At 62.6% G+C, this 26,437-nt stretch carries 21 protein-coding genes; 9 read left to right on the top strand and 12 right to left on the bottom strand.

The annotated features are described in order from the left end of the window. Positions 1 to 444: 444 nt before the first annotated feature. Positions 445 to 1,500, bottom strand: coding sequence for a maleylacetate reductase (locus AC1DZV_RS00260; RefSeq protein WP_476945599.1), 1,056 nt, complete (start codon positions 1,498 to 1,500; stop codon positions 445 to 447). Beyond that, positions 1,497 to 2,411 (bottom strand): dioxygenase family protein, encoded by a 915-nt coding sequence (locus AC1DZV_RS00255; protein ID WP_476869426.1) that lies wholly within the window; start codon positions 2,409 to 2,411, stop codon positions 1,497 to 1,499. The genes AC1DZV_RS00260 and AC1DZV_RS00255 overlap by 4 nt, the downstream gene beginning before the upstream one ends. Before the next feature lie 106 nt (positions 2,412 to 2,517). On the opposite strand from AC1DZV_RS00255, the gene AC1DZV_RS00250 reads away from it, so the two are divergent. Beyond that, positions 2,518 to 2,640, top strand: a complete 123-nt coding sequence (locus tag AC1DZV_RS00250; RefSeq protein WP_476869425.1) for a hypothetical protein — start codon at positions 2,518 to 2,520, stop codon at positions 2,638 to 2,640. A gap of 14 nt (positions 2,641 to 2,654) precedes the next feature. Here the strand turns inward: AC1DZV_RS00250 and AC1DZV_RS00245 are convergent, their stop codons facing one another. The 5 genes from AC1DZV_RS00245 to AC1DZV_RS00225 form a co-directional block, all read right to left on the bottom strand. Next, on the bottom strand, positions 2,655 to 3,383 hold the full coding sequence (locus AC1DZV_RS00245; RefSeq protein ID WP_476952655.1) for an alpha/beta fold hydrolase: 729 nt from the start codon (positions 3,381 to 3,383) through the stop codon (positions 2,655 to 2,657). A gap of 31 nt (positions 3,384 to 3,414) precedes the next feature. Further along, positions 3,415 to 4,212 carry an SDR family oxidoreductase gene (locus tag AC1DZV_RS00240; RefSeq protein ID WP_476869423.1) on the bottom strand — a complete coding sequence of 266 codons (798 nt, stop codon included), beginning with the start codon at positions 4,210 to 4,212 and terminating at the stop codon, positions 3,415 to 3,417. Between the two features lie 86 nt (positions 4,213 to 4,298). Beyond that, positions 4,299 to 5,156: an HpcH/HpaI aldolase/citrate lyase family protein gene (locus AC1DZV_RS00235; protein ID WP_476952654.1), complete on the bottom strand. Its 858-nt coding sequence runs from the start codon at positions 5,154 to 5,156 to the stop codon at positions 4,299 to 4,301. Further along, on the bottom strand, positions 5,153 to 6,301 hold the full coding sequence (locus tag AC1DZV_RS00230; protein WP_476952653.1) for a CaiB/BaiF CoA transferase family protein: 1,149 nt from the start codon (positions 6,299 to 6,301) through the stop codon (positions 5,153 to 5,155). The genes AC1DZV_RS00235 and AC1DZV_RS00230 overlap by 4 nt, the downstream gene beginning before the upstream one ends. A gap of 63 nt (positions 6,302 to 6,364) precedes the next feature. Further along, positions 6,365 to 7,570: an FAD-dependent oxidoreductase gene (locus tag AC1DZV_RS00225; protein WP_476869420.1), complete on the bottom strand. Its 1,206-nt coding sequence runs from the start codon at positions 7,568 to 7,570 to the stop codon at positions 6,365 to 6,367. Positions 7,571 to 7,688: 118 nt separating this feature from the next. On the opposite strand from AC1DZV_RS00225, the gene AC1DZV_RS00220 reads away from it, so the two are divergent. The 7 genes from AC1DZV_RS00220 (at position 7,689) to mobF (ending at position 17,660) form a co-directional block, all read left to right on the top strand. Beyond that, complete coding sequence (locus AC1DZV_RS00220) at positions 7,689 to 8,624, top strand: LysR family transcriptional regulator (RefSeq protein WP_476945594.1); 936 nt, start codon at positions 7,689 to 7,691, stop codon at positions 8,622 to 8,624. A gap of 172 nt (positions 8,625 to 8,796) precedes the next feature. Next, on the top strand, positions 8,797 to 8,988 hold the full coding sequence (locus tag AC1DZV_RS00215) for a ferredoxin (RefSeq protein ID WP_476869418.1): 192 nt from the start codon (positions 8,797 to 8,799) through the stop codon (positions 8,986 to 8,988). Next, entirely contained in the window at positions 8,985 to 10,169 is a 1,185-nt protein-coding gene (locus tag AC1DZV_RS00210; protein WP_476952652.1) for a cytochrome P450, read from the top strand. Before AC1DZV_RS00215 ends, AC1DZV_RS00210 begins: the two co-directional genes overlap by 4 nt. Positions 10,170 to 10,177: 8 nt before the next feature. Then, positions 10,178 to 11,590, top strand: a complete 1,413-nt coding sequence (locus AC1DZV_RS00205; protein WP_476952651.1) for an MmgE/PrpD family protein — start codon at positions 10,178 to 10,180, stop codon at positions 11,588 to 11,590. After that, the gene (locus AC1DZV_RS00200; RefSeq protein WP_476952650.1) at positions 11,587 to 12,411 is read left to right on the top strand and encodes an HTD2 family dehydratase; all 825 of its coding nucleotides are present in this window, start codon (positions 11,587 to 11,589) and stop codon (positions 12,409 to 12,411) included. The genes AC1DZV_RS00205 and AC1DZV_RS00200 overlap by 4 nt, the downstream gene beginning before the upstream one ends. A 406-nt stretch (positions 12,412 to 12,817) precedes the next feature. Next, entirely contained in the window at positions 12,818 to 13,096 is a 279-nt protein-coding gene (locus tag AC1DZV_RS00195) for a hypothetical protein (RefSeq protein ID WP_476952649.1), read from the top strand. 1,006 nt (positions 13,097 to 14,102) lie between these two features. After that, positions 14,103 to 17,660: a MobF family relaxase gene (gene mobF / locus AC1DZV_RS00190; RefSeq protein WP_476952648.1), complete on the top strand. Its 3,558-nt coding sequence runs from the start codon at positions 14,103 to 14,105 to the stop codon at positions 17,658 to 17,660. 616 nt (positions 17,661 to 18,276) lie between these two features. Here mobF and AC1DZV_RS00185 read toward each other — a convergent pair. Next, the gene (locus AC1DZV_RS00185) at positions 18,277 to 20,985 is read right to left on the bottom strand and encodes a hypothetical protein (protein WP_476952647.1); all 2,709 of its coding nucleotides are present in this window, start codon (positions 20,983 to 20,985) and stop codon (positions 18,277 to 18,279) included. Between the two features lie 90 nt (positions 20,986 to 21,075). Between AC1DZV_RS00185 and AC1DZV_RS00180 the strand changes: the two genes are divergently transcribed. Next, the gene (locus tag AC1DZV_RS00180; RefSeq protein WP_476952646.1) at positions 21,076 to 21,366 is read left to right on the top strand and encodes a hypothetical protein; all 291 of its coding nucleotides are present in this window, start codon (positions 21,076 to 21,078) and stop codon (positions 21,364 to 21,366) included. Positions 21,367 to 22,368: 1,002 nt separating this feature from the next. Here the strand turns inward: AC1DZV_RS00180 and AC1DZV_RS00175 are convergent. The 4 genes from AC1DZV_RS00175 to AC1DZV_RS00160 form a co-directional block, all read right to left on the bottom strand. Then, positions 22,369 to 22,872 carry a single-stranded DNA-binding protein gene (locus AC1DZV_RS00175; RefSeq protein WP_476952645.1) on the bottom strand — a complete coding sequence of 168 codons (504 nt, stop codon included), beginning with the start codon at positions 22,870 to 22,872 and terminating at the stop codon, positions 22,369 to 22,371. A gap of 56 nt (positions 22,873 to 22,928) precedes the next feature. After that, entirely contained in the window at positions 22,929 to 24,008 is a 1,080-nt protein-coding gene (locus AC1DZV_RS00170) for an ArdC-like ssDNA-binding domain-containing protein (protein ID WP_476952644.1), read from the bottom strand. A gap of 163 nt (positions 24,009 to 24,171) precedes the next feature. Then, a complete protein-coding gene (locus tag AC1DZV_RS00165) occupies positions 24,172 to 24,684 on the bottom strand; it encodes a hypothetical protein (protein WP_476952643.1) in 513 nt (170 codons plus the stop codon). Then, on the bottom strand, positions 24,671 to 26,299 hold the full coding sequence (locus AC1DZV_RS00160) for a type IV secretory system conjugative DNA transfer family protein (RefSeq protein ID WP_476952642.1): 1,629 nt from the start codon (positions 26,297 to 26,299) through the stop codon (positions 24,671 to 24,673). Before AC1DZV_RS00160 ends, AC1DZV_RS00165 begins: the two co-directional genes overlap by 14 nt. Positions 26,300 to 26,437: the final 138 nt, after the last annotated feature.

Below are 26,437 nucleotides of genomic sequence, written 5' to 3'. Positions count from 1 at the left end.
CGCCCTTCGTCTGGATTATCAGGCCGAGCAGCCCTTACTTCTGAGAAGGAATGCGACGACCATGTCGGTGTTTCCTCTCCACCTTGCGACCATATGAGACATTTCACAAATACCAATATTGCGCCCTTCCCATCTATTTTATGTATGGCTGTTCGCGGTTCCTTGTACTCTCGCGGACCTGTCCGGTGAGCATGAGGGGGTGACAGTGCTTGAGAGTTCGCGGGGGCCGACTCGCGTGGAACAACGGCCATGCTGAGTCCCGTCGCCCGGAGGCGGCAGGCGACGTCCTCGTGAGACGAACTGCGGGTCGGGCTCCTGAGCACCTGTCGGACCACCCCGGTATCGGAGCCCGATGTCACGTGTGCCCCATCCCGGCGGCTCTGCTGCCGAGGGCCGAGGACCCCCAGCTGGCCCTTTCCCGTTCGGGCGGCTCTCGGTCGGTTGTTAGACGGTTTCGCCGTTGAGCGCGGCGGTGAGGAGGGCGCGGATGCCGTCGCCGGTGACCGCGCGCGGGTTAGCGTAGGGGTTGCGGGTGGCCTGTTCGACGACCGTCTCAACGTCGATGTCGGTGAGCCCGAGTTCGCGCAGGGACGCTGGCGCTCCGAGGTCCAGGCTCAGCTGGCGAAGGTAGCTGGCGGGTTCCTGCGCTCCTGTGGCGCGTTGCAGCGCGGCGATGGCCTCCGGCGCGTGTGCGGAGTTGTACGCCAGTGCGTAGGGCAGAACGACGGTATGCGTTTCGGCGTGCGGCAGGTTGAAGGTTCCGCCGAGGGTGTGGCAGAGCTTGTGGTGGAGGGACATGGTTGTGGCTCCCAGGGTGGCTCCGCAGAGCCAGGCCCCGTAGAGGGCGTCCGAGCGGGCCTCAATGTCGGCCGGGTTCTCTGCGATCTTCGGCAGCGCCTTGACCAGGGCGCGGGTGCCTTCCTCTGCCATGAGGGAGATGATGGGGGATCCGTCGGGCGCATACAGCGCCTCGACGGCGTGGGCGATGGCGTTGAATCCGCTGGTGACGGACATGCCCACGGGCAGGGTCAGGGTCAGTTCGGGGTCGTAGATGACGCTTGTGGGCAGCACCTTGGGATCGCGGCCGGTCTTTTTCTCTCCCTCGGCGGTGAGGCCCCAGATGGGAGTCATTTCGGAACCGGCGTAGGTGGTGGGTACCGCGATGATGGGGGCCCCGAACTCCAGTGCGATGGCCTTGCCCAGTCCGGTCGTGGAGCCGCCGCCCACAGCGACGTACCCGTCGGCCCCGGCGGCCTTGGCGACATCGCGTGCGCGGTGGGCAGATTCGACCGGAACGTGCATCTGGGCTTCGGGGTGCACGCCGGCGCTGAGCTCCCCGAGCTGATCTGAGACTTCCCGGGCCAGGTCCTCCTGGAAGGAGGTGGAGAGGACCAGTACACGCCGCAGGCCGAGGCGGCGGACTTCGTCGGGCAGTGACTTGAGCGAGCCGGTTCCGAAGGTGACGCGCATCGGCAGGGCCTGGTACTGGAAGTCCTTCATCGGACGATCTCCTTGACGGTCTCATTGCTATCTTCGTGGGGACGGGCTTCGGGGTGCAGGACGATGTCGATGACGCCTTCGACGAAGGGCGCCGCCACTCCGAGGGCCGCGGCCGCTTCGGGATCCGCGTTGGTGGTGAAGGGCTTGATGAGGCTTTCCTTTACCGCAAACACTGCGTCCGAGTCGATGTATTCGCTGCCGCCGACGAAGATGTGCGTGGTCAATTTCATGTAGTCGGGTGCGGCGACGATGAAGTGGATGTGGGCAGGGCGGTAGGGGCGCCTCTCGGTGGCGCGCAAAAGGTCGCCCACGGGTCCGTCGGTTGGGATCGGGTAGTAGCTGGGGATGACGCTGCGGAAGTAGAACTCGCCGTGTTCGTCGGCTGTGAACAGACCCCGCCCGTTGCCGATGGTTTGGATGCCGGGCTGTTGGACGTCGTAGAAGCCTTTGGTGTTGGCCTGCCAGACATCGATCCTGGCGCCGGGCACTGGTTCCCCGGTGACCGAAGTGATGCTTCCTCGGACGACGCACACGTCGCCCTCGCTCTCGGCAGAGATGTTTTCGCCCAGGACCCGTTCCGGTGACTGAACCATGTGAAAGGGGCCGAGGACTGTTGAATCTGTTGCGTCCGGGGTTTCTTCGTCGTTGATCGTCTCGACCAGCATCGAGACTCCGAGCACATCGGAGAGCAGGATGAATTCCTGCCGTACGTCGTCGCACTTCTGCCCGGTGGCGGTGAGGAAGTCGATAGCTGCTTCCCACTCCTGTATGCTCGGGGCCACTTCGCGGACGAACTCGTGAAGGTGGTGGGTGAGGCTTTCCAGCACGGCTTTCAGCCGTTGGTCGGGCGTGTTTTTGAAGCTGCCGACGACAGCGGCGGTGAGCGATTCAGGCCCCAGGTCTGTGGTCATGGTGGACGTTTCCTTAGGTCGGCTTTTGTAGGTGCGTCAGGATCCGGGGTGGAAGGCCGGAGCTGGGAAAAGGCGGGCCGCCCCAGCGTCCCCCGCAAACGCTTGGATGACGGGTAACCCGGGGTCGATCAGCGGCGACCGGCCCTTCTGGATCGGGATCCGCCAGGCGGTGCCGCAGCCGTCCCGGATGTTCTCCGGTGTTGTGCTGGCCGCCCAGTACCAGGCCTGACCAGTGACGAAAACTCATGTGATCGCAATCTTTTGATCATTCTGAGCTGCATCTTCTGTTAGAGCGCGAATGAAATCAGCCAGCGCAGCCGCGGCCTCGGCCGGCTGTTCCAGCGGGGTGAAGTGCCCACTGCCCTTGATAAGGACAAGCCGCGCATTAGGGAGCCGGTGTGCCAGGTCTTCGCTCAGCTTCGGCGGGGTGATGGTGTCCTCGTTGCTGCCCACTACGAGGGTGGGGCATGTGATGGTGTTCAGTTCCGCACGTCGGTCCGAACGGCCAAGGACGGCGCGCTGCTGGTCGACGAACACCCGCGGGCCGAGTTCTTTGGTCATCGCTGCCGCGAGGCGCTGGATCTCGGGAATGCCCCGTGATACGACCGGAGTCGTGCGATCGATTGCCCTCTGGAAGGCGCCGGATTCGACGAGGGAGATTAGGTCGATCGAGTTTTGTCGGCGGTCCTCAGGCGCGGCGACGGCCGAGGTGTTGAACAACGCCAGCGCCTTCACTCTACCCTTGTTCCGCAGTGCGATTTCAAGGGAGAGGTACCCGCCCATCGAGATCCCGACGAGGATGAATTCCTTGGGTGCTTTGGACAGAACATGGTCTGCCATTGCCTCAATTGTCTTCCCTTCACCGCGAATGACCGTGCAGTCGAACTCGGCGCCGAGTTCGTCAATGACCGGCTGCCACAGGCGGGAATCGGCACCCAGGGCCGGAAGCATAACTAGCTGGGGGTGTGTCACGGGGATTCTCGTTTCGATTGGTGGGTGGTGGTCAGGATGCGGCGCCGTCGACGTGCAGCACCGTGCCGGAGGTGAATGCGGCCGCCTCGGAGACGAGGTAGGCAACGGCTGCGGCAATCTCGTGTCCGGTTCCGGGTCTGCCCACGGGGATGGCGGCGGCGGTGGCGGCTCTGTCTTCCTCACCCATGGATTCGAACGAGTCGCGAACCCGGCCCGTGGTCGGGAGGACGAGGCCCGGGGCGATGGCGTTGACGGTGATTCCGGTACTGCCGAGGTCCTTGCCGAGCTGCTTGGTGAGGCTGACGATGCCTCCCTTGGAGGCAGCGTAAGCCAGACGGGCCCCCACGGTTCCGGAAGGGCCATCGAGGCCGTCGGCGACGAGGGAAGAGAAGTTTACGATGCGCCCATAGCCGCGCTTCAACATGATCGGAACGGCGTGCTGGGCGCACAGGAACGTGCTGGTCAGGTTGCTTTCCACCACGGAGCGCCAGATTTCCCCGCTGAGTTCGGATAGATCGCGCACTATTGCGGTGCCGCTGCCTCCAGCTGCGCTGACGAGCGCATCGATTCGCCCGAACTCGTCTTCGATACGATTGAATGCTTTGTTGACGATGGATTCGTCGGACAGGTTCCCAGCTATGGTAAGGACCTTGAGACCGGGGAACCTGGCACCAAGCCGGTCCACTGCGGTTTCCAGTGCCGCCTTGGAGACATCAAGCAGTGCAAGGTCGAATCCGTCATCCGCGAGATGATCCGCGATGTCGTTGCCAAGACCACCCCCACCGCCGGTGATCACGGCGACCGGTCGCTCGTTCACGTGCCTACTCATCTGTCCTCCTTGGCCGTGAACTTCACGGCGTTTTTTCTCGATCTACCGTCGAGGTTTTTGATTGCATGCATGCCGTTAACGGCAGGTCACGGTGCGCCGGCAGAGCTGCTTGTCGGGATCGTGCTTACGCATTCAGGCCGGCGCGCGAGAATGGCTTGTGCACGAAGCAGCACGGGGGCATCGACCATTTGCCCGTCGACTTTGACCACAGCTTCTCCCCCCTTGGTGGACTCCACGACGCGCCGTGCCCACGTGATCTCGTCATCGCTGGGACGGAAAGCGCTGTGTGTCACGGCGACCTGACGCGGATGTATGAGCAGCTTCCCGGACATCCCCAACTCGAGAGCGGCGTGCAGGTCATCGTTTAGCAAAGAGTCGTCGTCGAGTTTTGAGGTCACGCCGTCCAGCGGACCGGGGAGGCCCTGCGAGCGGGAGGCAAGGACCAACAGCGATCGAGCCATCAGCATTGCGCGCTGGTTCGGCTGGGCCGCGATGTCCGCAGCCAGGTCGAGCTCTCCAAACGCCAACCGGGCCACTCCGGGGACACTTGCCAAAGAATTGGCCGCCAGGACGCCGGAAGCCGATTCGATCAGCGCGATCACGGGCCGCTCCACCGCCTCGGAAATCCTTAACAGAGCATCTGGGTTCTCGGCCTTCGGGACCATCACTCCGAGAAGACCGGGAAGCCCCGTCAAAGCCTCGAGGTCCTCGTCCCGTCCGATCCGTACCAGAGCATGACCCGTTCCTGACAGCCAGGCAGTGACCGCTTGCAGTGCCGCGTCTTTGTTCTCTGCGCTGACAGCGTCTTCCAGGTCGAGGACGACCACATCGGTCCCGGAGGCCACGGCCTTCGAGAACCTCTCGGGCCGGTCTCCCGGAACGAAGAGAAACGAACGAGCGCTTTGGAGTGTGACCACAGGATCCTGAATGCTTAGCGGTCTCATGTGGTTTCCAGCACCCCGAACTCGGTCAAAACCCGCTCAGTGTCCTCTCCCACGTCGGGGACACGGTTCATTACCGGTTCCTGCCCCACGAAGGTCGCCGGCGGAATCAGTGCCCGCAAGGGTCCGGCTGGTGAATCATATTCCCGCCATCTGTTGCGTGCCGCCAGCTGGGGGTGGTCCGCAAACCCCTGCATGTCGCGTAGCAAGGCGTTGGCGATGCCGGCGTCCTCGAGCAAGTCCACGACCTCATCTGCAGTGTGCCGGGCAAGGGCCTGCTCGATCACCGAGGTAAGGTCCATGGAGTGCTCAACACGCAGGGAATTGCGGACGAAGCGTTCGTCCTCGGCCACTTCTCGACGGCCGAGGACCCGATCGCAGAAAGTAGCCCACTCACGTTCGTTTTGGATGCCTAAGAAGACCTGCTTCGAGTCGCCGCAAGTGAAGGGACCGTAGGGGGCGATGGCAGCGTGCGAGGCGCCTGTGCGTTTCGGCGCGGCCCCACCGTACACGGCATAGTTCATCGGGAAGCCCATCCACTCCCCCAGCGCCTCGAGCATGGATAACTCGATGGTGGCTCCCTCCCCGGTCTGCTGGCGTTGGATCAGGGCAGTGAGGATGCCTGAGTATGCGTACATGCCAGAGGCAATATCCGCAATCGAAATACCGACCTTGGAGGGGGTTGCGTCGGTGCCGGTGATGGAAACCAGGCCGGCTTCGCACTGCACAAGCAGGTCGTAGGCCTTCTTCGATGAATACGGGCCGTCGGCGCCATAACCGGAGATCGAGACGTGAATCAGCTCAGGACGCTCGCCACGCAGAGCTTCAGCGCCGAGCCCAAGACGCTCTGCCGCACCGGGAGCCAGGTTCTGCACGAACACATCCGCGCTGCGCACCAACTCGTGAACGGCATGATTGCCCTCCGGGCTCTTCAAATCCAGTGCCACCGATTCTTTAGACCGGTTCAACCAGACAAAGTGGCTTGCCATGCCCTTGACGGTTTCGTCGTATCCGCGGGCAAAGTCGCCCGGACCGGGCCGCTCGATCTTGATGACCCGAGCGCCCAGATCGGCAAGTTGGCGCGTTGCGAACGGCGCGGCGACTGCTTGTTCGAGCGAGACGACGGTGATGCCGCTCAGAGGAAGCATGTAAAGACTCCTGACGTGATGATGCCGGATGGCTGGCTGTTTCGGTGATGCTGGAAGAAAGTCTTAGACCCGCATCAGCGAGGGCGTCTCCAGCGTTTTAGTGAAGTAGAGGACCTCCGCGGCGAGCTCAGGATCGGCGCTCATGCGCCGGAACACCTCCAGGTCCTTGTCCCTGCGGACCGGATCCGACGAGTGAAAGATCAACTGTTTGTTGGCCGTGGCGCGGGGACTGGCTTTTGTTATGAAGGCGGTGCGGCGCAAATCCGCGTACGCATCGAGGACGGAATCGTCCGCCTGCCCGGAGATCACGGCGCCCAGGGCCTCGTTGAGAACATAGGAGTCGAACAGACCCATGGTCAGTCCGAAGCCGCCCGTGGGATTCGTGGCGTGAGCGGCGTCGCCGGCCAGCAGGACTCGGCCGACGCGGTACGTGGGAGCGCTGCGCTGATGCATGCGGTAGGGGGCAATGGCGTCCAGCGTCGTGCCCGCGGCCACCTCGGGGCCGAAGATCTGCTCCAGGAAGCGCGGGAGCCGTTCGACGACCCCTTCTTCGGGCAGGACGGCGTCTTCCATGTATGTGTAGCGCCACAGGCCGTGCGGACCCGAGTTGTCGATTTTTACGATGATCGCCCCGAAGACGTCGTCGACATAGAACGTGGTCTGGGCCCAGCCCCTACGGTCGTCAGGGAACCGGATGTTGGCGGCAACGAACCGCTCGGGCCACGTGAATCCCTCGAACGGAAGATCCAGGGCGTTCCTGACAGCGGAGCTTGCACCATCGGCTGCGATAAGCCACGGAGCGCGCAACTTCACGGGATTTCCCTCGTGTTCCGCGGTGACGGTGACCACTTCGCGGTCCTGCGTGACCCCGGTGACCTTGTGTCCCCAGAGCACTCGCACATTCGGGAACTGCTCGAGGTGGCGCAAGATGATCTTGGCCAACGCATCCTGGCCCAGGTGGAGGTTATAGGGGTGAGTGACGCGGCCCTCCAGCGCCTGCAGGCCGTAGTTGATGGTTTCTCCCGTGTCCCGGACGTAATGGGCATAGTCCTGCTTGAGGAAACCGGCTTGGGTAGCGTCTTCGAAAAGGCCGAGCCGTTCAAGCCCGTCCAGAGTGGACCAGTGGTAGAGGATGGCCCGGGGGGCGTCCTGTGGCTCCGATGCGCGTTCGACGACGGTGACGTCGAGTCCCTGCTGTGCCAGGCCCAGCGCATTGAGCAGACCCGTAGGACCGGCTCCGGCCACGATCACCTGCTGCTGGTATGTCATGTTGCCTCCGTTGTGGACGTGCTTAGAAAGTTGAGCGTGGCCGCCCTCACATCAACCGTCACCCAGATCGAGTCATACATCAAATACCAATTTGTAGCGGTTCCCATATGCTAAATGCATGGATCTTCGGAATGTTCGCTATTTCATCGCCGTTGCTGAGAACGGCTCTATCACCGAGGCGTCCCACGCCCTGCGCATCTCGCAGCCGCCGTTGAGCATGGCGATGGCCAAACTCGAGAAGGAGGTCGGAGTGACATTGTTCGAGCGCAAGCCCCGCGGCATCGAACTAACGTCCGCCGGCGAGTACCTTCACCACGCCGGTCAGCGCCTGCTCGCCGAGGAGCGCAGAATCGCGGACACGCTGCGATCCATGGGCCAAGGGCTCGCTGGCGAACTCAAGTTGGGGTGTGAACCGATGTGCCTGTGGCGGATCGGCAGCACCAAGATCTCTGAATTCCTCTCGATTTACCGCAACGTGACGCTGGATCTGACCGACGCCAATCCCAAGGTGCAGTTGGACCGGCTCGCCGACGGCACCCTGGACTTGGCGATCATGCCGGTCGTGGCCGAGGAGCCGCTCCAACCTATCAACGGGGTGCATTTCGACGTGAAGATTGTTGACGAGCTTCCACTGACTCTTATCGCACCCAAGTCCTGGGGGCTCGATGAGACCACGCCACTCGATGTGGCGACGCTGGCCGACGCTACCTGGATCCTGCCCGCCCGAATCCCGGGGGTACGCATCCTGTGGCGGATCTGGTCCGACAAGTTCGCGTCGACGGGGGCGAATCCGACAGGGGTTATTCCGGTGCCCACGGTCATGACTGCGGCGCAGTTGGTCGGTGCTGGGGTGGGCGTATCTCTTTCCAGTTTAGAGATGGCCCGGCTCCACCCCGACGTCGCCCAAATCCCGGTAACCGGGGGGTGGCCGAACGTGCCAATTGCAATCGTGAGGCGAAGGGAAGGAGTCGTGACTCCAGTCGCCGAGCGGTTCGCGGCACTGTTTTTCGACGATCAGATCCCGGTCGACCCACACGTACCTGCCTCGCCATAACAGTGGCTGTGACCTATGGCATATCTGAAATAGATGGGTAGGGCCCGATATTGGTATTTGTGAAATGTCTCATGCGCCCGCAAGGTAGACCATGAACGACACGGCCGATCGCGTCCCTTCTCAGAAGTAAGGGCTGCTCGGCCTGATAATCCTGACGAAGGGCGACTTTCCCATGATCAAACTCAACGTGGACCTGCAACGTTGCGATGCCAACGGCACCTGCGCTGCATTGATGCCCGACGTGTTCCGGATCGACCAGGACGGCACGCTCGAACAGCTGCGTTCCGAGGTCGAGGATGAGCGCGAGGACGACCTCGAAGAAGTCATCCTCTGCTGCCCGATGGGAGCGATCTCGCGATCATGACGAATACCGTGCCCACATTCGAACTCTTCGCCCCAAACGCGACCGATCACCCCGGTGGCGCGCTTCCAGACGGAGGTATCGCCTCCGGTCCCGAAGGTTACGCGGTCCTGTCCTACCAACTGGCCACCGATGTACTGCGCAATCCACGGTTCGCGAACTCTGCGCTGCGACTGATGGAAGAGTTCGGCATCAACGATGGTGCCGTACATGGTTTTCGAGCTCGCAGCATCATCATGCAGGACGGAGCGCAACAGCTGCGCCTGCGCACCCCGCTTGCCCGATTCATGGGCCCCGCGACAGTGCAGAACACCCGTGAAATGCTCACTGATATTGTGACCCGCATCGTAGGGGAACTCGACGACACGAAGCCAGTGGACTTCCACGCAGGCGTAGATCGCCGCATCCCGTCGCTGGTCTACTGCCATCTCGCCGGTGCTCCGCGAACCGACGCCCCCAAAGTGCAGGAACTTTCCGAGCGAACCCTGGCCCTGCTGGCCAGGGATCGCAGCCTGAAGCCCGACATCCTCGCCGCCTACGACGAACTGTTCGAATATCTGGGGGATCTGATGGAACGCAAGCGCGCCCACGGTCTCGGCGACGATATGCTCTCCCACCTGATGACGCTCGCCGACAACGGCAAGCTCACCGAGCAGGAACTCTTCGACGAAGCAACCTCGATGCTCGAAGCGAGTTCGGTAAATACGGGTCACCAGATCGGCCTGGTGGTGTGGAATTTGCTGCGCAACAGAGAAGTCTGGGAGCAGATCGTCGCCGACCCCACCTGGATCCCGACCGCAGTCATCGAAGCGCTTCGCCTTTATCCGCGAACCGGTGTTGTGAGCAAGATTGCCATGGAAGACATCGAGGTCGGAGGCATCACCATCCCCGCCGGAACTGACATGCATGTAGCCGTATGGTCCGCCAACCGCGACCCGGAGAGGTTCGAGAACCCCGGTGAATTCGTCCTGGGCCGCGAGCGGAACCAGCCACTCACGTTTAGCACGGGCCCACACAACTGCCTTGGACAAGGACTCGCCAAGGTGGAGATCGAAGAAGTAGTCGGGCACCTCGTCCGCCACTACCCTCAGGCCCGCGTCGTCGACTCCGAATCCGCCATAAGCCAGACCGCCGGGCGGTGGACGATCAAGCAGCTCACCGTCGACCTGGGCCCCCGAGGCTAAGGTACTCCATGTCACTCACATCTGAACGGCAGCAGTCCCTCACCGAACGGCTCGCCGAATACTGGTCCAAGACCAGCTACGAGGACCTCCCACCCGATGTGGTCTCCGGGATCAAAGACCACATCCTCGACACACTCGCCGTCGCCATGGCCGGCATCCCCTCAGAGGAGTCACGCCGCGTCCGTAAAGCCGTCACCGGCATCTCGAACGGCGGCCCAAGCCTCGTCTGGGGAACCTCCGAACGCCTGAACCCCGCACACGCAGCACTCGCCAACGGAACCTCGGCCCACGCCCGGGACTTCGACGACGGTGGCGGCCCGGGACATGCAGGCTCGGCCACCCTGCCGGCCGCGATCGCTGCCGCAGAACTCAGTGGCTCCAGCGGCAAGGAACTGATCGTTGCCGCCTGCGCCGGATACGACATCAGCTATCGGCTCTTGCAGGGCATCGGCGGTTTCGCTGCCCACACCGACCGCGGTTGGCATTCCACCGGTACCTTCGGCACCTTCGCCGCGGCGGCCGCCTGCGCCAAGATCTTCCAGCTTGACACGACCACCTTTGCCGATGCCCTTGGCATCGCCGGATCGTTCACAGGAGGGGTCTGGGCCTTCATCGAGGACGGCGCCTGGACCAAGCGTGTGCACCCGGGCAAAGCGGGAGAATCAGGTATTGACGCTGCCCTTCTCGCCAGGGCGGGTGTCACCGGACCCCATCGGATCTTCGAGGCACCATGGGGTGGAATCTATGCCACCTACGGGGACGGCCACGGTTTCCCCGAACGAGTCCTTGGCCGTCTTGGCGAGACCTTCAATGTCTCCACGTCCTATTTGAAGCCCTACGCATGTTGCCGAGGCAGCCACTCAGCGGTTGATGCAGTGATGAAACTGATCGCTGAACGTGATCTGCGGCCCGCCAACATCCGCTCCATCACAGTGACCGCCGGGGAGACAGCGATCAACATGCTCAACGTCGATCCCATCGAGACAGTGTTCGATGCCCAGTTCAGCCTGCCCTACGCCATCAGCGTGGCGCTGGAGAACCGTTCTGTCGGGCTGGAGCAATTCGACCCGCCCCGCATCGCAGAGCCCCGGATCCAGGAGATCTTCGCCAAGATCTCGATGGTGCTCGACGAATCGATCCAGCTCGAGGACGGCCCTCGCCTTGATTTCGAGCTGATCGACGGCGAAAAGATCACTCTCCCGGCCGGGAATCCGACGGACGCCAAGGGCTCCGAAAAGAACCCCATGACGCACGCCGAGGTTGTCGCCAAGGCACGTGCTCTCCTTCGCCCCTACGGCGAAGAGACGACCGCGAAGCTCATCGACGCAGTGGAAAATCTTGATTCTTCACCCACCATCGACAACCTCATCGCGGCACTCAGCGCTACCACCTACGCGACCAAGATAGAGACCCAAAAATGACACCAAATACCTTGACCGACGACCGCATCGAACGCTCGGAGTACGTCGCTGCGGAACCGGTGGAATCCCTCGCTGCAGCCATAAACATCGACATACCCTTCGATGTCGGCGCTACCGTCCCTCCGCTCTGGCATTGGCTCTACCTTTTGGAGCGCAGCCGTGAGAGTGAGCTCGGGCCGGACGGGCACCCCACAGTCGGTATTCCGGCACCTCCAGGACCTGACCGGCGCAGAATGTTCGCCGGTGGTCGGGTTTCGACCTTCGGGCAGCTCAAGATTGGTGCGCCGGCGAGAAAAGTCATTTCCGTGGCTGAGTCAGTCGAGAAGGTCGGCCGGACCGGACCGCTGACGTTCACTACCGTTCGCCATGACATCTTCCAAGCCCACGAGCTCCTGATCCGTGAAGAACAGGACATCGTCTACCGCGCTTCAGGAACCGGCTCCCTGCCCCAACCCCCGACCCCGCCGGCCCCGCCCGCGGGCCGAGTGTTGAGGCAAGCAGTCGATGAACGACTTTTGTTCCGGTTCTCCGCGTTGACGTACAACGCACACAGGATCCACTACGACCGCGACTGGTGCCTGAACGAGGGCTACGATGGCCTCGTCATCCACGGGCCCCTCCTGGCTCTGATGATGGGTGAACACATGCGCCGCGAAGGGATCGACCTGGTCGGGAAGACCTTCGGTTACCGGCTTGCCTCCCCGATGACCAAGCCTCAGACATTCTCCATCGTCCCGGGGCCGAATGGTCTGGAAAACGGTGGCGAGGCGCGCAGCGCCGAAGGTGCAGTCTGCGCGGTGAGCACCCTGTCAGATGTATAGCGCGCCTTTCATTCCTTCGACCAGGCACAGTCGGCTAGGCACTAACTTATGCGCGGCTCGTCACCGGGAAGGCAAAGACAGTGGATGAAACAACGAGTGAATCCAGAAAAGAAGAACCTCTGGAGGACTCCCCCGACTATGAGCTGATCGCGTCACCCTGGATCGGACTCCACTATAAGTGTGAAACAGTCAGTGGCTGGGTGAGTGGGGCCACCCCAATCTGACGTCCTCGGCCGGTCCTTGAATTCCTTGCAGCACGAGACCCAGGACTCGACCTCATATGCAGTCGGGTGGAAGCTTCCGCTTTTCCAGACGAGAGGACTGCAATCAGGGGGTGCTCCGGCAGGAAACCACATCAACGGCAATTACGACCGTACTCGCCGGTCGACCTAGTAAAGGAGGACATGTGTCCTACAAGTTGCATGAGCGGGAAGCCAGCGCTGCCTTCTCGCTAACGGGCAGCGGCCTGTTCCGAAGCCCGGCGCTTCCTGTTTCCCTTGAAGTCATCACTTTGGAGGAGCCCCAAAGCAGAGACGAGAAGCTTAACGGTGCCATCAGCAGGCTCATTCCCACCGCTCTTGAACGCAGGCAGGGAATCCTGGTCATACAACGCGATTACGGCAAGTACACCGTTCGAGTCGACCATGAAGTGCCATGCGGCACAACTCGGGAGTTCCGCGATTAGATCGTGCGAAGGTGAACGAGAGGACACGACACCTTGGTCGCGCGCCGTCCATAAAGCCTGGTGGTCAAATATCCGCCCTGAATGCCCGCTGCTCTCTAAACAGATTCTCTAAAACCGTCCACCAAACGCAGGTCACGGTCTACGTCGCACGCGGACTCCGCCGAGCACCGAAACAGGAAGAACCTCAAACTGTCCAGACGCCATCTGGACAGTTTGAGACTCCCTTACGGGATGGAAGCTCGCCCTGCAACAGCTGTGCCGGCCCTCATAGCACCAGCAATCGTGCAACAAGCTGTTGCACTAATCAGCACTCCGCCTCCCCCTAGGAGACTTGAACCGTCCGCACGCTCCAAAGAAGAGAGCAGTGGCATTAAGTCTCGTTGCTCCCTATCCTGTCCATCACTAATCAACTGCTCACACCTCTGGCATCCAAGGCCATCAGCGTGAGTGTTGCCCACGTCGGGTCATGTCGATAGCCGGCCCAGCACAGATGAACACACGTGACTGTCAAGAAATGCGAAGAGTGCACCGAAGGCTTCGAGTCGTCCCGCAGGACACATCGCTTCTGTTCGACGCGCTGTGGCAACAGGCAGCGGGATCGTCGACGTCGGACTCGCCACCGCCCTGCCCTAACACCCAAAGCGGACTCGCTGGCCACTGACCTGAAAGCCCAACTGGAAGCAACCAAGCGACAGCTGGAGTCGAAAACGAGATCATGCCAGCGGCACCGCGAAGTACTCCAGTCCAAGCTCCGTTCTCAAGCCTGCGAGATCGATCGTCTCGAAGCGGAGAACTCGGAACAAAGAATGAGTAACAACCTCCTCCAGTCAGAGGTCTCTCGCCTCAAACGCGCGCAAAGGACCAACGTTCGGGATCTGGCGCACGTCTCTGCCTGGCTGGTCTCCATTGCCCAGGCAAAGGGCGTGGCGCTCGATCAAGCAACCCTGGAAATTTTCCGTCGTCGTGGGTGGCATCCATCGAAGCGCCAAACTGGAGCACCGCGGCTATGACAATGTCCATCGCACGGCTCTCGGCACAATCCGGCCTGCGCTACCTGTTCAAGACGACGATGATGAACGACCTCGCCTCCTCTCCCCCGGACGCCACCACCTACTACATGAAAGCCGGCACACCGGAAGGCCGCTGGATCGGCAGTGGACTCAGCGGAATCAACAGAACCGCCGCTGAACCCGTCTCCGAAACTGACGCGAAAGCAGTCTTCGACTTAGCAGTTCACCCCGACACGGGCGGGCCGCTGGGTCGCCCGCACAGCCAACCCACCGCCGTCGACAACAAGACCGGCCCATCGACCGTGAGGCACGCCGTCGTCGGCTTCGACCTGACCTTCAGTGTGCCAAAATCGGTGTCCATCCTGTGGGCACTCAGCCCCCGAAGCACCCAAGACCGAATCCTGCGAACCCATCACGACGTCGTCGCAGAGACCCTTACATGGCTCGAAGAGAACGTCGTCCACACGCGCGCCGGACGGAACGGCGTCGCCCACCTAGGCGCGATGGGTGCAATCGCCGCCGCCTTCGACCACTGGGAATCACGTCTTGGCGACCCCCAGCTGCACACGCATGTGGTTATCGCCAACCGCATCCAGCGCATCACCGACGGGGCTTGGGTCACGCTCGACTCCCGCACCCTATACAAGGCCGCCGTCGCCGCCAGCGAGCATTACAACGGACTCCTCTTCGACGCCCTCCACCGACAACTCGGAAGCGACACCAATATCCGAATCCCCGTCACCAGCACCCGCAATCCGAGCCAGCAACTCACCGGCATAGACGAAGAACTGATCCGTGAGTTTTCTAACCGGTCCCGTCTCATCAACGTGGAAACAGACCGCCTCGTGGCGGAATGGAAGACGGAACACGGTCACCCTCCGACCGCAGCAACGACCATCAAGCTTCGTCAGCACGCGACTTTGGCTACCCGTGTTCCAAAGGCCGAACTCCCCGCGCCTCTGCGTGAACTCTCAGACCAATGGCGGGCACGAGCGATCGCCAGAGGTTACCACCCAACTGACGTCCTCGCCGCCACGATCAACCGCTCCCGGATTTCCGCCTTTTCGGTCGTGGACCTCACGCCCGATTGGATTGGCGCCGTCGCAACCCTTGCCCGTGAACGGGTCGCCGCCAAGCGCTCAACCTGGAACCGCTGGAACCTCCTCGCCGAAGCGGAAAGGGTCTGCGCCCAGATCCGTTGCCGCTCCGCTTCCGACCGGAATGCACTAATGGATGCCGTCGCCACGGCCGCCGAACATCAGTCCGTGGCGCTCAACGAGTACCGCTACACCGCCCCACCAGACGCCGCGCCGGACGTCCGCATCAGGCAAAGCAGCGTCTTCGACTTCCACGGATCCCGCCTCTACACCGATACGTCAACGCTCGCCTGCGAGGATGCCATCATGGCGGCAAGAAACGACGACGGCGGCCCAGTCGTGCGCGCGGATGTCATCATGGATTCGCTTGACCGAATCCGACAGCCGGAGAAGCCGGAACTGCACTCCGATCAGCGTGCCGCCGTCGCCAGCGTCCTCCTCAGCGGCAACGGCCTCGACGCGATCGTGGGCCCAGCCGGCGCGGGAAAGACAACGACCCTCGGCGCCGTCAAGGCGATATGGGAAGCGGAACACGGTGCCGGTAGCGTGCTCGGGCTTGCCCCGGCGGCGGCAAGCGCGGACGTGTTGGGCCGCGGACTCTCCATGGCCACAGAGAACGTCGCAAAGTGGCTGCACGAGTCGGTGGGCCCAGGGGCAAGTTCACGGGCTGGGCGCTTCTTCGACGTTCAGACTCGTCTGGCGAAGGCTCATACCGACGACCGCCGGAGCATCGCACTCGCGCAGGAAGCTGCCCGGCTCGCCGCCGTTCAACAGCGATGGTGCTTTCACCCGGATCAGCTCGTAATTATCGACGAAGCTTCCATGGTTTCCACGTTCCAACTCGCCGCCCTGGTCCAGCAGGCCCGCGAGGCCCATGCGAAGATCCTCTTGGTGGGTGACCCAGGCCAGCTGGACGCAATCGACGCCGGCGGTTTTCTCGGCTGGCTGGACCGGCAAGAAATGACCACCCGACTCAGCAGCATCTGGAGATTTCACGAGAAGTGGGAGGGCGCATCATCCCTCAAGCTACGGAGGGGAGACTACTCAGCGATTCTGGACTATGAGAAGCATCGACGGATCAGCCACGGCACCTACTTGGACATGGTCCACCGGGCGTACCTAGCGTGGCAGGCCGATACGCTCGCGGGCAAGTCATCCATCCTTATCGCGGCCGACAATGACACCGTCGGCATGCTCAACGAACGCGCCCAAGCCGACCTCGTGGCCAAGGGCGAGGTGGATCCCGAACTGAGCGTTCTGCTCAACGATGGCCTATACGCCGGTTCCGGCGACACCATCATCGCCCGCGGAAACGACCGCAGGCTCGTCGACAGCAACGGTGACTTCGTCCGGAATGGAACACTGTTCGAGGTCGAAAGTGTCAGCAAGCGGGACGCCTCACTTCAAGCGGTTCGGCGGCAAACAGGAGCGAGGATCATACTCCCCCGGACGTACCTCGAGTCGCACGTTGAGCTGGGCTATGCAACCACCGCACATCGCTCCCAGGGCGTCACCGTCGACACCGGTCACACTGTGGTTACCCAGGGCCGGCTCACCCGCGAGCTCCTCTATGTCAGCATGACCCGGGGCCGGTCCGGCAACTTTGCCTACGTCAGCGAAGGTGATGACTCTGAGCACCCTGCCCTTGACCCCTCGCTGCAGCCGTCGTGGCGGAGCATCTTAGGCGAAGTACTCGCTGCGGAAGGTGCTGAGCGGACCGCCCATGAAGTACGCGACGCGGAGCGCAAAAAGTCAGACACCCTCGAACGCCTCTACGCGGAGTATGACTATTTGGCGCAAATAGCCGCTGCTCAAAGTCTCACGGAATACTTGAGCAAGCACGACGGCGGCTCGTCACTCGAACTCGAAAAGTCACCTGCGTGGGGCGCGGCCGTCGCGGCGTGGCGGAAGGCCACGGCCGTCAGCCTTCAGGGGGCTGAACGCGTCTTAGAGGAGACTCTCCGAGACAAAACTGGTGCGAACGACCACGCGTCTATCCTCAGCATGCGGTTGCGTCGGTTCGTGAATGGGATGCCGACAATGTCGATCGACCCCTTGCTTGAGGGTCTTGCTACTCCTCGTCCTGACTTAGCGGAGATGGTCGATCAGGTCCGCCAACGCATCCGGCAGAGGACCGACACCGTAGCCATGACTGCCCTGACAGAGGACCCTGAGTGGAAACGCGTCTTGGCGGTTTCCCTTGGCAGCGGTGCGTCAGGCCAACTGATTCGTGACGTCGCCCTATTCAGGGACAGGTGGGGGATCTCGGACTCACCCCTGCCACTGGGAGCGACTCCCGCTGACTACGAGTGGGAACAGCGGGATCAGAGGGAAAAACTCCAAGTAATGATTGATGGCGCTCGCAATTGTCCAATAGCACCTCAGCGAGAAACCAGTTCATTGAATATGCCCCTTTCCCAGCAGGTCGTCCTTACCAGGGCTGGCTGGCAGCTCTAAGCTGATGGAAGAGGCGAGACTATGGTCCTAAACCCCACGGTGAAACCGAAAGTTGCTACAGCTGGGCTGGTATCGACCAGCACCGTTGTACTGATAGCCGTTGTCCTCTTTCTGGTGTCTTTCGATGCGGCCGAAGTCCCTTCCGTATTCAAGGTTATTGTTGGCGGCCTCTTGGTGGCAGCTGCGCTGCTGTTAGGTGGGTTTTGGTGGACACGGGTCAACCACCGCCGTACATGGCTGGCCGACGCAACGGAAAGATGGAGGTCTTTCGACAATGCCAAGCTGGCAAGCGGGACTACGACCGAATTGACGCTCCTGAGCGTTAACGCAATACAACCCACCGGTTCATGGGTCACCATCATGTGGAACCGCTTCAACCATGTTCAGCCGGCTTGGATGGAGGCGCTGTCAGAACCGATTTGGCCCGGCGCCGTTCTGCTCATCGCCCCGGACCCAGCCCAGGTGACGCCCAGCGCGCCCTGGCCGGACACATACTTCATCCGAGCCGGAGATTGCTTGGCATGGGCACCGGTTGACGGGCGGCCAACTGAGGCGTCTGCTGTCAGCCCAAGTGTAGATCGGTTTTCCAAGGGACCGGGATGAGCCGATCCTGAGTTTACCGACGGTCCTCGGCGAGGGCCTGGGCCGGATGTGGATGTTCAAGTAATCGCTCGCGTTCCGCACGGACGCCCGAGGCAACGAAGTTCACCAAGGCGTCCGGATCGCCAACCAAGGCGTTGAGGATTCCGATCGGCGCATCAGGGTTGAGTGCGACGATGAGGGCGAGGTCCATGCGGCTGCCCGCGAGCTTGATGAGCACCTCGGGCGGGGTCGCGCTGTTGAAAGCGACCGCCTGACGCACTTCGTCGTCGTTGTCTTCGGCGAGCGAGGCCAGGGCGGCCGATGGCGTGTTCGGGTTCGCCGCGACGGCTCGCCGCACCTGGGCGCTGCGCCGCTCCCCGCCAAGGAGAACAAGGATGTCCGGCGGCGTGCGCGGGTCGAAAGCGACCTGCATGCGTACCTGCGCTCTCCGGCTGGCGACCATCGCTTCGAGATCAGTCCGACTCGGCGCTGCCTCTCTCCACGCTCGATCCCATTCGGCAGCCACATTCTCCTTGTCCTCCGGTCTTGTGGCCGGGTTCCCGTACGCGGCCAACCCCACGGACCTGTCATCGTCGAAGAGCAGTCCACCGAGCAGCGCAGGATCGAGGCGAGCATTTCCCGCAGCGCTTGCCCGTACTTCGGGATCGTCGTCGCGTGCAAGCGCCCGGAGGAGCCCGGGGTCCAACGCCTCGTTGCAAGCTGCCGCGGCCCGGATCGAGGAGCCCGGATCCTCCGAAAGGTCTTTCAAGGTTTCGGACGGGACGCCAGTGTTCTCGGCGACGGCGCGCCGGACATGCTCGTCGGTGCTCCGGGCGAGACGAGCCAACGTCCGCGCACCGGTGTGCTCGTCGCTCGCTGCGACCAGCCGCATGTCCGGCTGGCGCACACGGCTCTTTGACAACCTGTCGAGCGCTCCTTCAAGCATTTCGATGGGAAGTTCGAGATCGTCGCGCCAGCCAACCATTCTGAGGACGTTGTACAACGCCTCGTCCGCACTTGAGGCGATCAGAGGTTCGGCGATGGAGGCGGCCAGCTCGATGGGAGTGCGCGGGTTCGCGAGCACAGCCAGGCGCACGGACGGCTCGGGGTCACTGGCCAGCTTGGCCAGGGCTTCTGCGGGCACCGCCTCGTTCTTCGCCAGTGTGGTGCGCACGCGAACGTCGCGGTCCTCGACGAGGACTTCGGCTGCCCTTGCGGGGACCCGACCAGAGTGGGCCAGTCGCTCGCGGGGCTCAAAGGACCGCATCACCCGCAGTTTCGGCACAAGGGAATCCAGGTCCTCCGCGGGCAGAGCCAGATTCTGCATGAGGGCGACTAGGACCACGGGAGACTTCGCAAGCATGAGGTCCTTGAGGGCCCAGAGCGGCGTCGAAGGGTGGGAGGCGACGAACTGCAGGGTGTCTTCATCACGCTCGGCAGGCGTGCCGCCACGCGCCCAGTCTGGTCGGTCATCCCCTTCCGTCCGGAAGCGGGTGCGCTCCTCCCGATCACTCGCGAGTCTCCCGAGCAGCTCGCCGAGGGAGGCAGCGGGAGCTTCTGCCGTGCGGCGGAGTGCTGACCATCGGATCTCGGGATCAGCGTCCACCATGAGTCTGTCACGCACCGCGGGCTCCGAGACCGGCAAACCATCGGCGACGATTCGGCGCACCCGCGTCGGACGACCCTTACGCATGAGGTCGTGATTGACCGCGTCGGGGAGGCCCGTTCCAAGCCAGCTCGGAACGTCGAGCGAGCGGCCTGCTTTCCAGGCCCAGTACTGGCTCGCTTTCGGCACGGGGATACGGCGTTCTGGCCCCCAAGACATGCCGCCCCGCGTGAGGATCAGGAAGTCGGCGAACCAAGCTGAATCCAGAGACACGTCGTCGCGGTCATGCCTGAGCACCACTGCGGCGTGATCTCCCTTGTTGTAGAGATCAGCGGTGCTTTCGGTCACCGATGCCGCAAGGGCATCTTGTGTCGCTGCTGTTCGGCCTCGGCCCAGGGCCCTCGCGGGCACCTTCGGCGTGCGGGGGTTCGCTGCGGCCGCTCTCTTGACGCCGACGCTGCTGTCTCGGAGGAGCACCTCAAGCACGTCGACCGGGGTGCGCTCGTTCCGTGCCACGCCCTCACGGGCCTTGGCATACCTGTCCTTGGCGAGCTCCCGCACTGTTTTCTCGGGGGTGGCGGCGTTTCGTCCGACACGGAAGCGGATGTCGGCGTCATCGCTTCGGGCCAAACCGACAAGCATGCGCCGTGGGGTGTGCTTATTGTCGGCAAGGATTTGGTGTTTGCGCCGTCTCGTCACGGTTTCGCGCACAGCCAGCTGCTGCCCGCCAGCGGCTCCCCGAAAACCCTCACGCAGCTTCGGCAGCAACTTGTCCGCGTCTCCGCCGAGGAGATAGTCAAGGCTCCAGACTCTCGTCAGGCTCTGTCGCGGAAGCCAGAGCCCCACGCTGCGGATGCCGAGGGCGTCGTCGAGGTCAAGCATGACGTAACCCAGCAGCTGGCGGAGAAAGTCTCTCAGCGTCGGGACGGTGAGCTTCCCGTAGGCCTTGCTCTCGATGAGCGTGTCCCCGACTAGCCAGTCGCCATCAGCGCCGCCAACAAGATTGGAACCGGCGAAGACTGGGTTCGATTCGTAGCGCTCACCCGCCGCGCTTCTCTCCCGCCACAGGTCGAGCTGACCGGCGTTGGCCTCCATGAGCACCCGGAGATCGGTGAGCGAAGGCTCGTCGATGGTCATAGCAAACGAGACCCCATTGTCAGCCAAATCCAAGGCCTCACCGAGGGATCCCTCCAGAGTCGCGGCACCTCGGCGGTAGACTTGGTCGCAGTGCGCAAGCACGAGTGCGGCACGGTCGAGTTCAGTTGCGTCCGAAGGCCTATCGACGATCCGAACGGCTACATCGAACGCCTCAGCGAGGACCTGCGCGCGGTGGGAGCCATTCTCAATCTCGTCCTCATAGAGGGGCAAGACGGCGACGCCGAGGGCCGCGGCAGATTCATGGGGGTCAAAGCCCCCGAGCGCGACACGCGCACGGAAGTCGATCGCCGTGCCCGAGCGGGCTGCGTCGATACCGAGTGGCGGAGGCACGACCGTCCTGCTTCGGGCCAGACCCTCTAGCCCAAGTGCCCGGGCCTGTGACTGGCCCCGACTAGACCTGCCCTGTATGCCTGCCAGGATCGGCGAGACGCCGTCGAGATACGCGCGGACGGGAGATCCGAAGTTCCTCAAATGATCCGTAAGGCTCATGCATCCTTCCCCCAGCGCGATTGTCTTTCGGTCGTGCCAACCCGGCCGCTCCTAGCGCGACCACCTCCCTGTGTCCTCGAATCCAGAATGTCTCTAAAGTACCGTCCGCACCCAGGATCGAAGAACCGAGGCGTCCCCCTTTTCCGGAACGGTTGGCCCGTAACTCGGGTCCAGTTGCTGCTGAGTGATTGGCTGGACTCACACAGTCGGGGATCCGCGGAGACCCGGAATCGCCGCGAGCTAGCTGAAGCGGCCTGAGGTACTGGCCACGCTCTGCTTGCCCCTTGAGATGCAGCCTGGCAGCAGATCAGCCTCGTTTGGGCCGTGCTGGAGCGACGAGCAGCACGTGCGAGCAGATGGAATCCCAAGCCGCATTCGAACATATGTTCTATGCTTGTCCCGTGATCAAGTCTGGCTCCCCCGACGATGTTGAGCGCATGATGGCTCGAATGGACGCTGAGGCAAGCCGACCCATAGACGACGCTGCACCTCTCCGAGATTTCCCGAAGTTTGGCCGGCCACTGGTGTACGTCGGGGGCATCTATGGCAAGGCTGTGGGGTGGACGCGCAAGTACGGTCTCATTGAGTGGCTGGATTCTTCCGGGAAGTACCACATGGGGTGGGCGCACTCCTCGAGCATCAAACGTGTGCAGCCAGGTGACTGGAAGGGCAGTAGCAGGCTGTAACCGAACGTAGATGATCCGGGGGCGAAAGCGAGTGCACTGACACCGCGATCCAGACGCACCGCTCCCAGAAGGCATGACGTAATGGCCTGGCCCCACAAGAGGACCAGGCCATGGCGCTTTGTTGAGTTTCACGGCGCTGAAACCGGGCAACCCCTTGATTCAGGATTCGGCGCTTGATGGCCCCGATTCAGAGGCTGATCTCATTCCGCGCCGGCCCTCCTAAAGGGGCCCACTCAACCGGTCCCTTCGTAGCGATGCTGTAGGCGGGCTGAGCTGCTTCAGGCGCCGAGTGCAGACCGGCATCGACTCCAGCTTCGGGGCCGGCCGCCGCTCGTGGAGAACGCTGGTAGGCGGCGGTGCCGAAACGGAGGTCAGGGCCGATGGTTTCAGCCACGATGCGGCGCGCTTCGCGCTTTTCCCCGTCTTTTTCGAAGGCACGGAACTCGAGTTCACCCGACACCGTAACGGGATCGCCCTTCTTCAAAGAGTTCGATGCATTCTCTGCGAGCGCCCGGAACGCCGAGACATTGTGGAATACAGGCTCTCCGTCCTGCCAGGTTCCGTCTGCTCCTTGGATCCGCAGGTTCACTGCAACCCGCAGTTTGGCGTGTGCTACACCCGACTCCCCATACGTGAGCTCGGGGTCCGCAACGAGATTGCCGACGATGTTGACCGGAATCTTGGTGCTCATATCTTTGTCCTTTCCTTCGCAGACAGGGCGGTCCCATCTGACACTCTTTGGGCTGGCTATGGGCCCGAGATCTCCAATCCGCGTGACGGCTCCCCCGGCTGGCTCAGGCCGGCATAGGTATCCGGGCTACTAACCTTCGGAGAGACTTCAGCCGCAGGAACCTTCCCACCGAGTCCCGGAGGATCAGACACTTCAAGGATTTGCTTGGCGGCTCCGGTGACGCGGCCGAGGACGGACTTCGCTATGTCCACGCGAGAGGCAGGTTGTCTCCGGGAGGAGCCGTTATCCGGGCGTGATTGCTCCGCCTCAATCACTGCGTCAGCCCAGCCGGACAAGTAGCTTGCTGACTGCGGGCCCCGATCAATCCCGTGCGCATTCAACACGGTGTATGCAACCGACTCGGCCTCGACTTCAGCCAGCCCGCGGTGGTCCACGCTGCTGCCATAGAGCTTGCCCACATTGTCTTCCGGACCATGCAGTAGGACATGCCCAAGCTCATGCGCCAGCACGGCAATCCTTTCCTCAGGGTTCAACCACCCGCCCACCTGCACCTGGCGCTGAGCGAAGTCGGTGAAGCCGCTTGTTAGTCCGTATTGCGCGTCCGTGACGCTAATTGAGAAACCATACGAGCGCGCAACTCGAGCCAATGCCTCCCACAATTGAGGCGCCTCTACCCATGAGTTGGTCGGTCTAGGAACCAGCAGCGGGGCTCCCTGAGTCTGGGAAACGTCAAAGACTGCCTGGCCCCGCCAACCGGTTATGAGCGTCTTCTTCCCCTCATCGACCGCACCGCTGGGCAGCTTACTGCCGACGGGAATGCGCTGACGGGTACCGTCGGGCAACAGCATCTGTTGGACACGGGAGGTCCTGGGTGCAATGACCCATAGGGCATGCTCACCGCGAAGGACAGTGCGGCCGTGTCGTTCCCATTCCTTGTACCCCGCGACGAGCGTCGGCTCGTCCGTTCCGCGTTGTGCCATCTGCATCATCAGCAGGGCAACATTCCCGCCGGAGTATCGCCACAGGTTGGCGGAAGCGTCGAGCAAAACCTGCCAATGTGAGGGTGACTCAACCGCGTTCTCGAGGATTGAGTGCAAACCATCCATCAGGGCAGCAACGCGTTCCTCAGGGGCCATACGGCGAGCGCCCCGTCCGGCCAGTGCGGAACTCTGGTCAGAGGGGATGGTGGACGGAACTTCGGATGTAGCGGCCACGATAGCCACCCTTCATGCTTCTTGAACCGCAGCATTTGCCGCGCAGACACCCGTTCATGGCTCGCACTGCCACGAGCGACATGACTCAGAATTCAGAAACCAGCTGATGAGCAGCCTTGCGCCACTCGGTGAAAGCGGGGTCGTCATTAGCCAGAACGCGGGATGCTGGCTCCTTGTGCATCTGCAGGCCAACGCATCCTGCCGTCCTGGTGTGCGTCCTCAGGCGCTCGATGGCGTGCGGGAGCCTTTCGTGGAAAGCCAGGGGCCCGAATCCAGGGTCGTCCTCCGTGTAGGAGGCAAGCTCTGCGCGCTGCAGGGCATAAAGCTCAGCCACGATCTCGGAGTGACGCCACCAGCAATCCGGAACGACCGACGTCGTCAGTTGATAGGTGGCGACAAGCCATGTAACCCATGTGAAAAGGGCCCCCCAGACGTCCTGCGACTGTTCTGGAGTCATCTCCCTCCAGCGTCGGGTCACGTTTTTGGGGCCGGCGGGGATGGGAAACGCAGACCTAAACAACTGTGCGGTCAGCTCGTCGTCCCCAAAAGAAGCCGCGGACGGCACGTCAAACTGGTCGGTGTCGTCATGGCTGCGCATCCGGCGCCTCTTCCTTTTTCTGCTGGCGTTGCCTGTGCCCGTCCGCCAATTCGCGCTCCATCTCGGCTTTCAGGCGGCGCAGCTCCCCTGCGTCCTTGCGCTTGTGCCACTCAAGGAGGTCCAACAAGATAGGCCGGGTGCGCCGGCCGAGCATGAGTGCTGTCCCAACAGGCAGGCGTCGAATCTCGTCCAGGGCAATTACCGGACTCTCGCGTATTTGCTCACCGTCCTGCCGGCCCTGCGAGGACCATGACCGTGTGGTCAGCGTGAGGCTCCGCTCCCCCAGCAATCCGGCCAGCGAGCGGAGGTCGCGCTCGTCGGATCCACCTCCAAAGATCACTTTGATGATGGCCGAGTCCCAGATCGTGGCCGCCTCATCGATGGACCAGCCGGAACGGGCCTGGGATAAAGATTGCAACACCACGAGTGTCGAGATGCCAATGCCGCCGCCGTCAGAGAGTGCCACGGGCAGTCCGGGCCATGGTGCCAGGTTGGCGATCTCGTCGAGGATCAACGAAAGGGGCGGCTCTAATCGGCCTCCTGGTGATACGAATGCCATCTCCCTCGCTGCATTGTCGATGTCATCGATGAGTGCCGACAGGTACGGTCCAGCAGCAGCTGCCCCCGCTCGGGTGCCGATGAGATAGAGAGTTCCCCGGTCCCGTATGAAGGCCTTCGGATCGAACTCTTCGGACTCGTCCTGCGGGTTCAGGGCGGCCAGGACTTTCGGCGATGACAGTGGTGCCACCGCCGCCGATACCCCAATCCACGAATTGGATGTGTTCCGCGGGTCGTCTTCCAATATCCCCATCAAGTCCGCTTGCCATCCCAGCGCTGCCCCCGGCCGGCCCAGCACCTCGAGTGCTTCCCTTGCCAGTACCGGGCTGGAAGACCAGCGTCGAAATGCCGTCACTCCCTCGCCACACAGGGCGGCGGCATGGAGCAGGCACTGCAGGACTATCAGCGAGCGCTTCTGCCACGCTGCGTTCTCGCCCTTCATCTCAGTGTCCGCCGTAATGACCAGCGCACGGCGGGTAGCCATGTCCGGGTCCTCGCACCCCCGCACAGGCGACCAGCGAAGCGACGATGGAAGGCCCGACATGCCCTGAGGATCAAGGACCGTGACTGGTCGCCCGCCTGACGCCCGGGCCTTCAACGTCACCACCAGGTTGTCGGCCCGCGTGGAGGTCGTAACGACTGCACCGGGCGCATCAAGAATGGCGTTGATGACAACGTACAGACCCTTACCGGATCTCGGTGCGCCTTGAATGACCAACGACTCCTCCGTGGAGACGTGGACCGTAACGCCGCGGGAGCGGCCCAGCGTCCACGACAGGTCCTGGACGGAAGGGTTCACGACTCCTGGGCGCGTGAACTTCCCTCTCTTGCGTACAGCCGTCGCCCCGAAATCGCGAAGAACCTCGGCCCGGCGGGCAACCCCCTCGCGGCCGAGGATGTCCTGGCGCAGCCACCCGCCCGACTGCTTCCATCGCCGCCAAGCGACCAGTACCCCGACGGCGAGCGCGCCTACCGCGAGCAGCACAGGAGCCAGAACCCACCAGACGCTGTCTGTGCCAAATTCACAGTCGGCGGGGCGGAGAAGTATCCATTCCATCCTGTTAGTGAGAAGCCCGACGGCGGCCGCTGGGTTGAAGGGCGACCGCGGCATACTGCCGCAGCGCAGAGTGCCGGCTAAGTGCGCTGCCGCCTGAACCACTGCACAGATACACACATAGGTTGCCGCCGCAATAAG

It is taken from the genome of Arthrobacter sp. P1_D12, assembly GCF_056406175.1.
Note: the sequence above shows the minus strand (reverse complement) of the source record. Positions and strands in the feature narration are given on the sequence as shown.

Bases quoted from the DNA above. Each gene is read 5' to 3' on its own strand.
- AC1DZV_RS00260 (WP_476945599.1), bottom strand. From the start codon at position 1,500: ATGAAGGACTTCCAGTACCAGGCCCTGCCGATGCGCGTCACCTTCGGA.
- AC1DZV_RS00255 (WP_476869426.1), bottom strand. From the start codon at position 2,411: ATGACCACAGACCTGGGGCCTGAATCGCTCACCGCCGCTGTCGTCGGC.
- AC1DZV_RS00250 (WP_476869425.1), top strand. From the start codon at position 2,518: ATGACGGGTAACCCGGGGTCGATCAGCGGCGACCGGCCCTTCTGGATC.
- AC1DZV_RS00240 (WP_476869423.1), bottom strand. From the start codon at position 4,212: ATGAGTAGGCACGTGAACGAGCGACCGGTCGCCGTGATCACCGGCGGT.
- AC1DZV_RS00235 (WP_476952654.1), bottom strand. From the start codon at position 5,156: ATGAGACCGCTAAGCATTCAGGATCCTGTGGTCACACTCCAAAGCGCT.
- AC1DZV_RS00230 (WP_476952653.1), bottom strand. From the start codon at position 6,301: ATGCTTCCTCTGAGCGGCATCACCGTCGTCTCGCTCGAACAAGCAGTC.
- AC1DZV_RS00225 (WP_476869420.1), bottom strand. From the start codon at position 7,570: ATGACATACCAGCAGCAGGTGATCGTGGCCGGAGCCGGTCCTACGGGT.
- AC1DZV_RS00220 (WP_476945594.1), top strand. From the start codon at position 7,689: ATGGATCTTCGGAATGTTCGCTATTTCATCGCCGTTGCTGAGAACGGC.
- AC1DZV_RS00215 (WP_476869418.1), top strand. From the start codon at position 8,797: ATGATCAAACTCAACGTGGACCTGCAACGTTGCGATGCCAACGGCACC.
- AC1DZV_RS00210 (WP_476952652.1), top strand. From the start codon at position 8,985: ATGACGAATACCGTGCCCACATTCGAACTCTTCGCCCCAAACGCGACC.
- AC1DZV_RS00205 (WP_476952651.1), top strand. From the start codon at position 10,178: ATGTCACTCACATCTGAACGGCAGCAGTCCCTCACCGAACGGCTCGCC.
- AC1DZV_RS00200 (WP_476952650.1), top strand. From the start codon at position 11,587: ATGACACCAAATACCTTGACCGACGACCGCATCGAACGCTCGGAGTAC.
- mobF (WP_476952648.1), top strand. From the start codon at position 14,103: ATGACAATGTCCATCGCACGGCTCTCGGCACAATCCGGCCTGCGCTAC.
- AC1DZV_RS00185 (WP_476952647.1), bottom strand. From the start codon at position 20,985: ATGACCATCGACGAGCCTTCGCTCACCGATCTCCGGGTGCTCATGGAG.
- AC1DZV_RS00175 (WP_476952645.1), bottom strand. From the start codon at position 22,872: ATGAGCACCAAGATTCCGGTCAACATCGTCGGCAATCTCGTTGCGGAC.
- AC1DZV_RS00170 (WP_476952644.1), bottom strand. From the start codon at position 24,008: ATGGCCCCTGAGGAACGCGTTGCTGCCCTGATGGATGGTTTGCACTCA.
- AC1DZV_RS00165 (WP_476952643.1), bottom strand. From the start codon at position 24,684: ATGCGCAGCCATGACGACACCGACCAGTTTGACGTGCCGTCCGCGGCT.
- AC1DZV_RS00160 (WP_476952642.1), bottom strand. From the start codon at position 26,299: ATGGAATGGATACTTCTCCGCCCCGCCGACTGTGAATTTGGCACAGAC.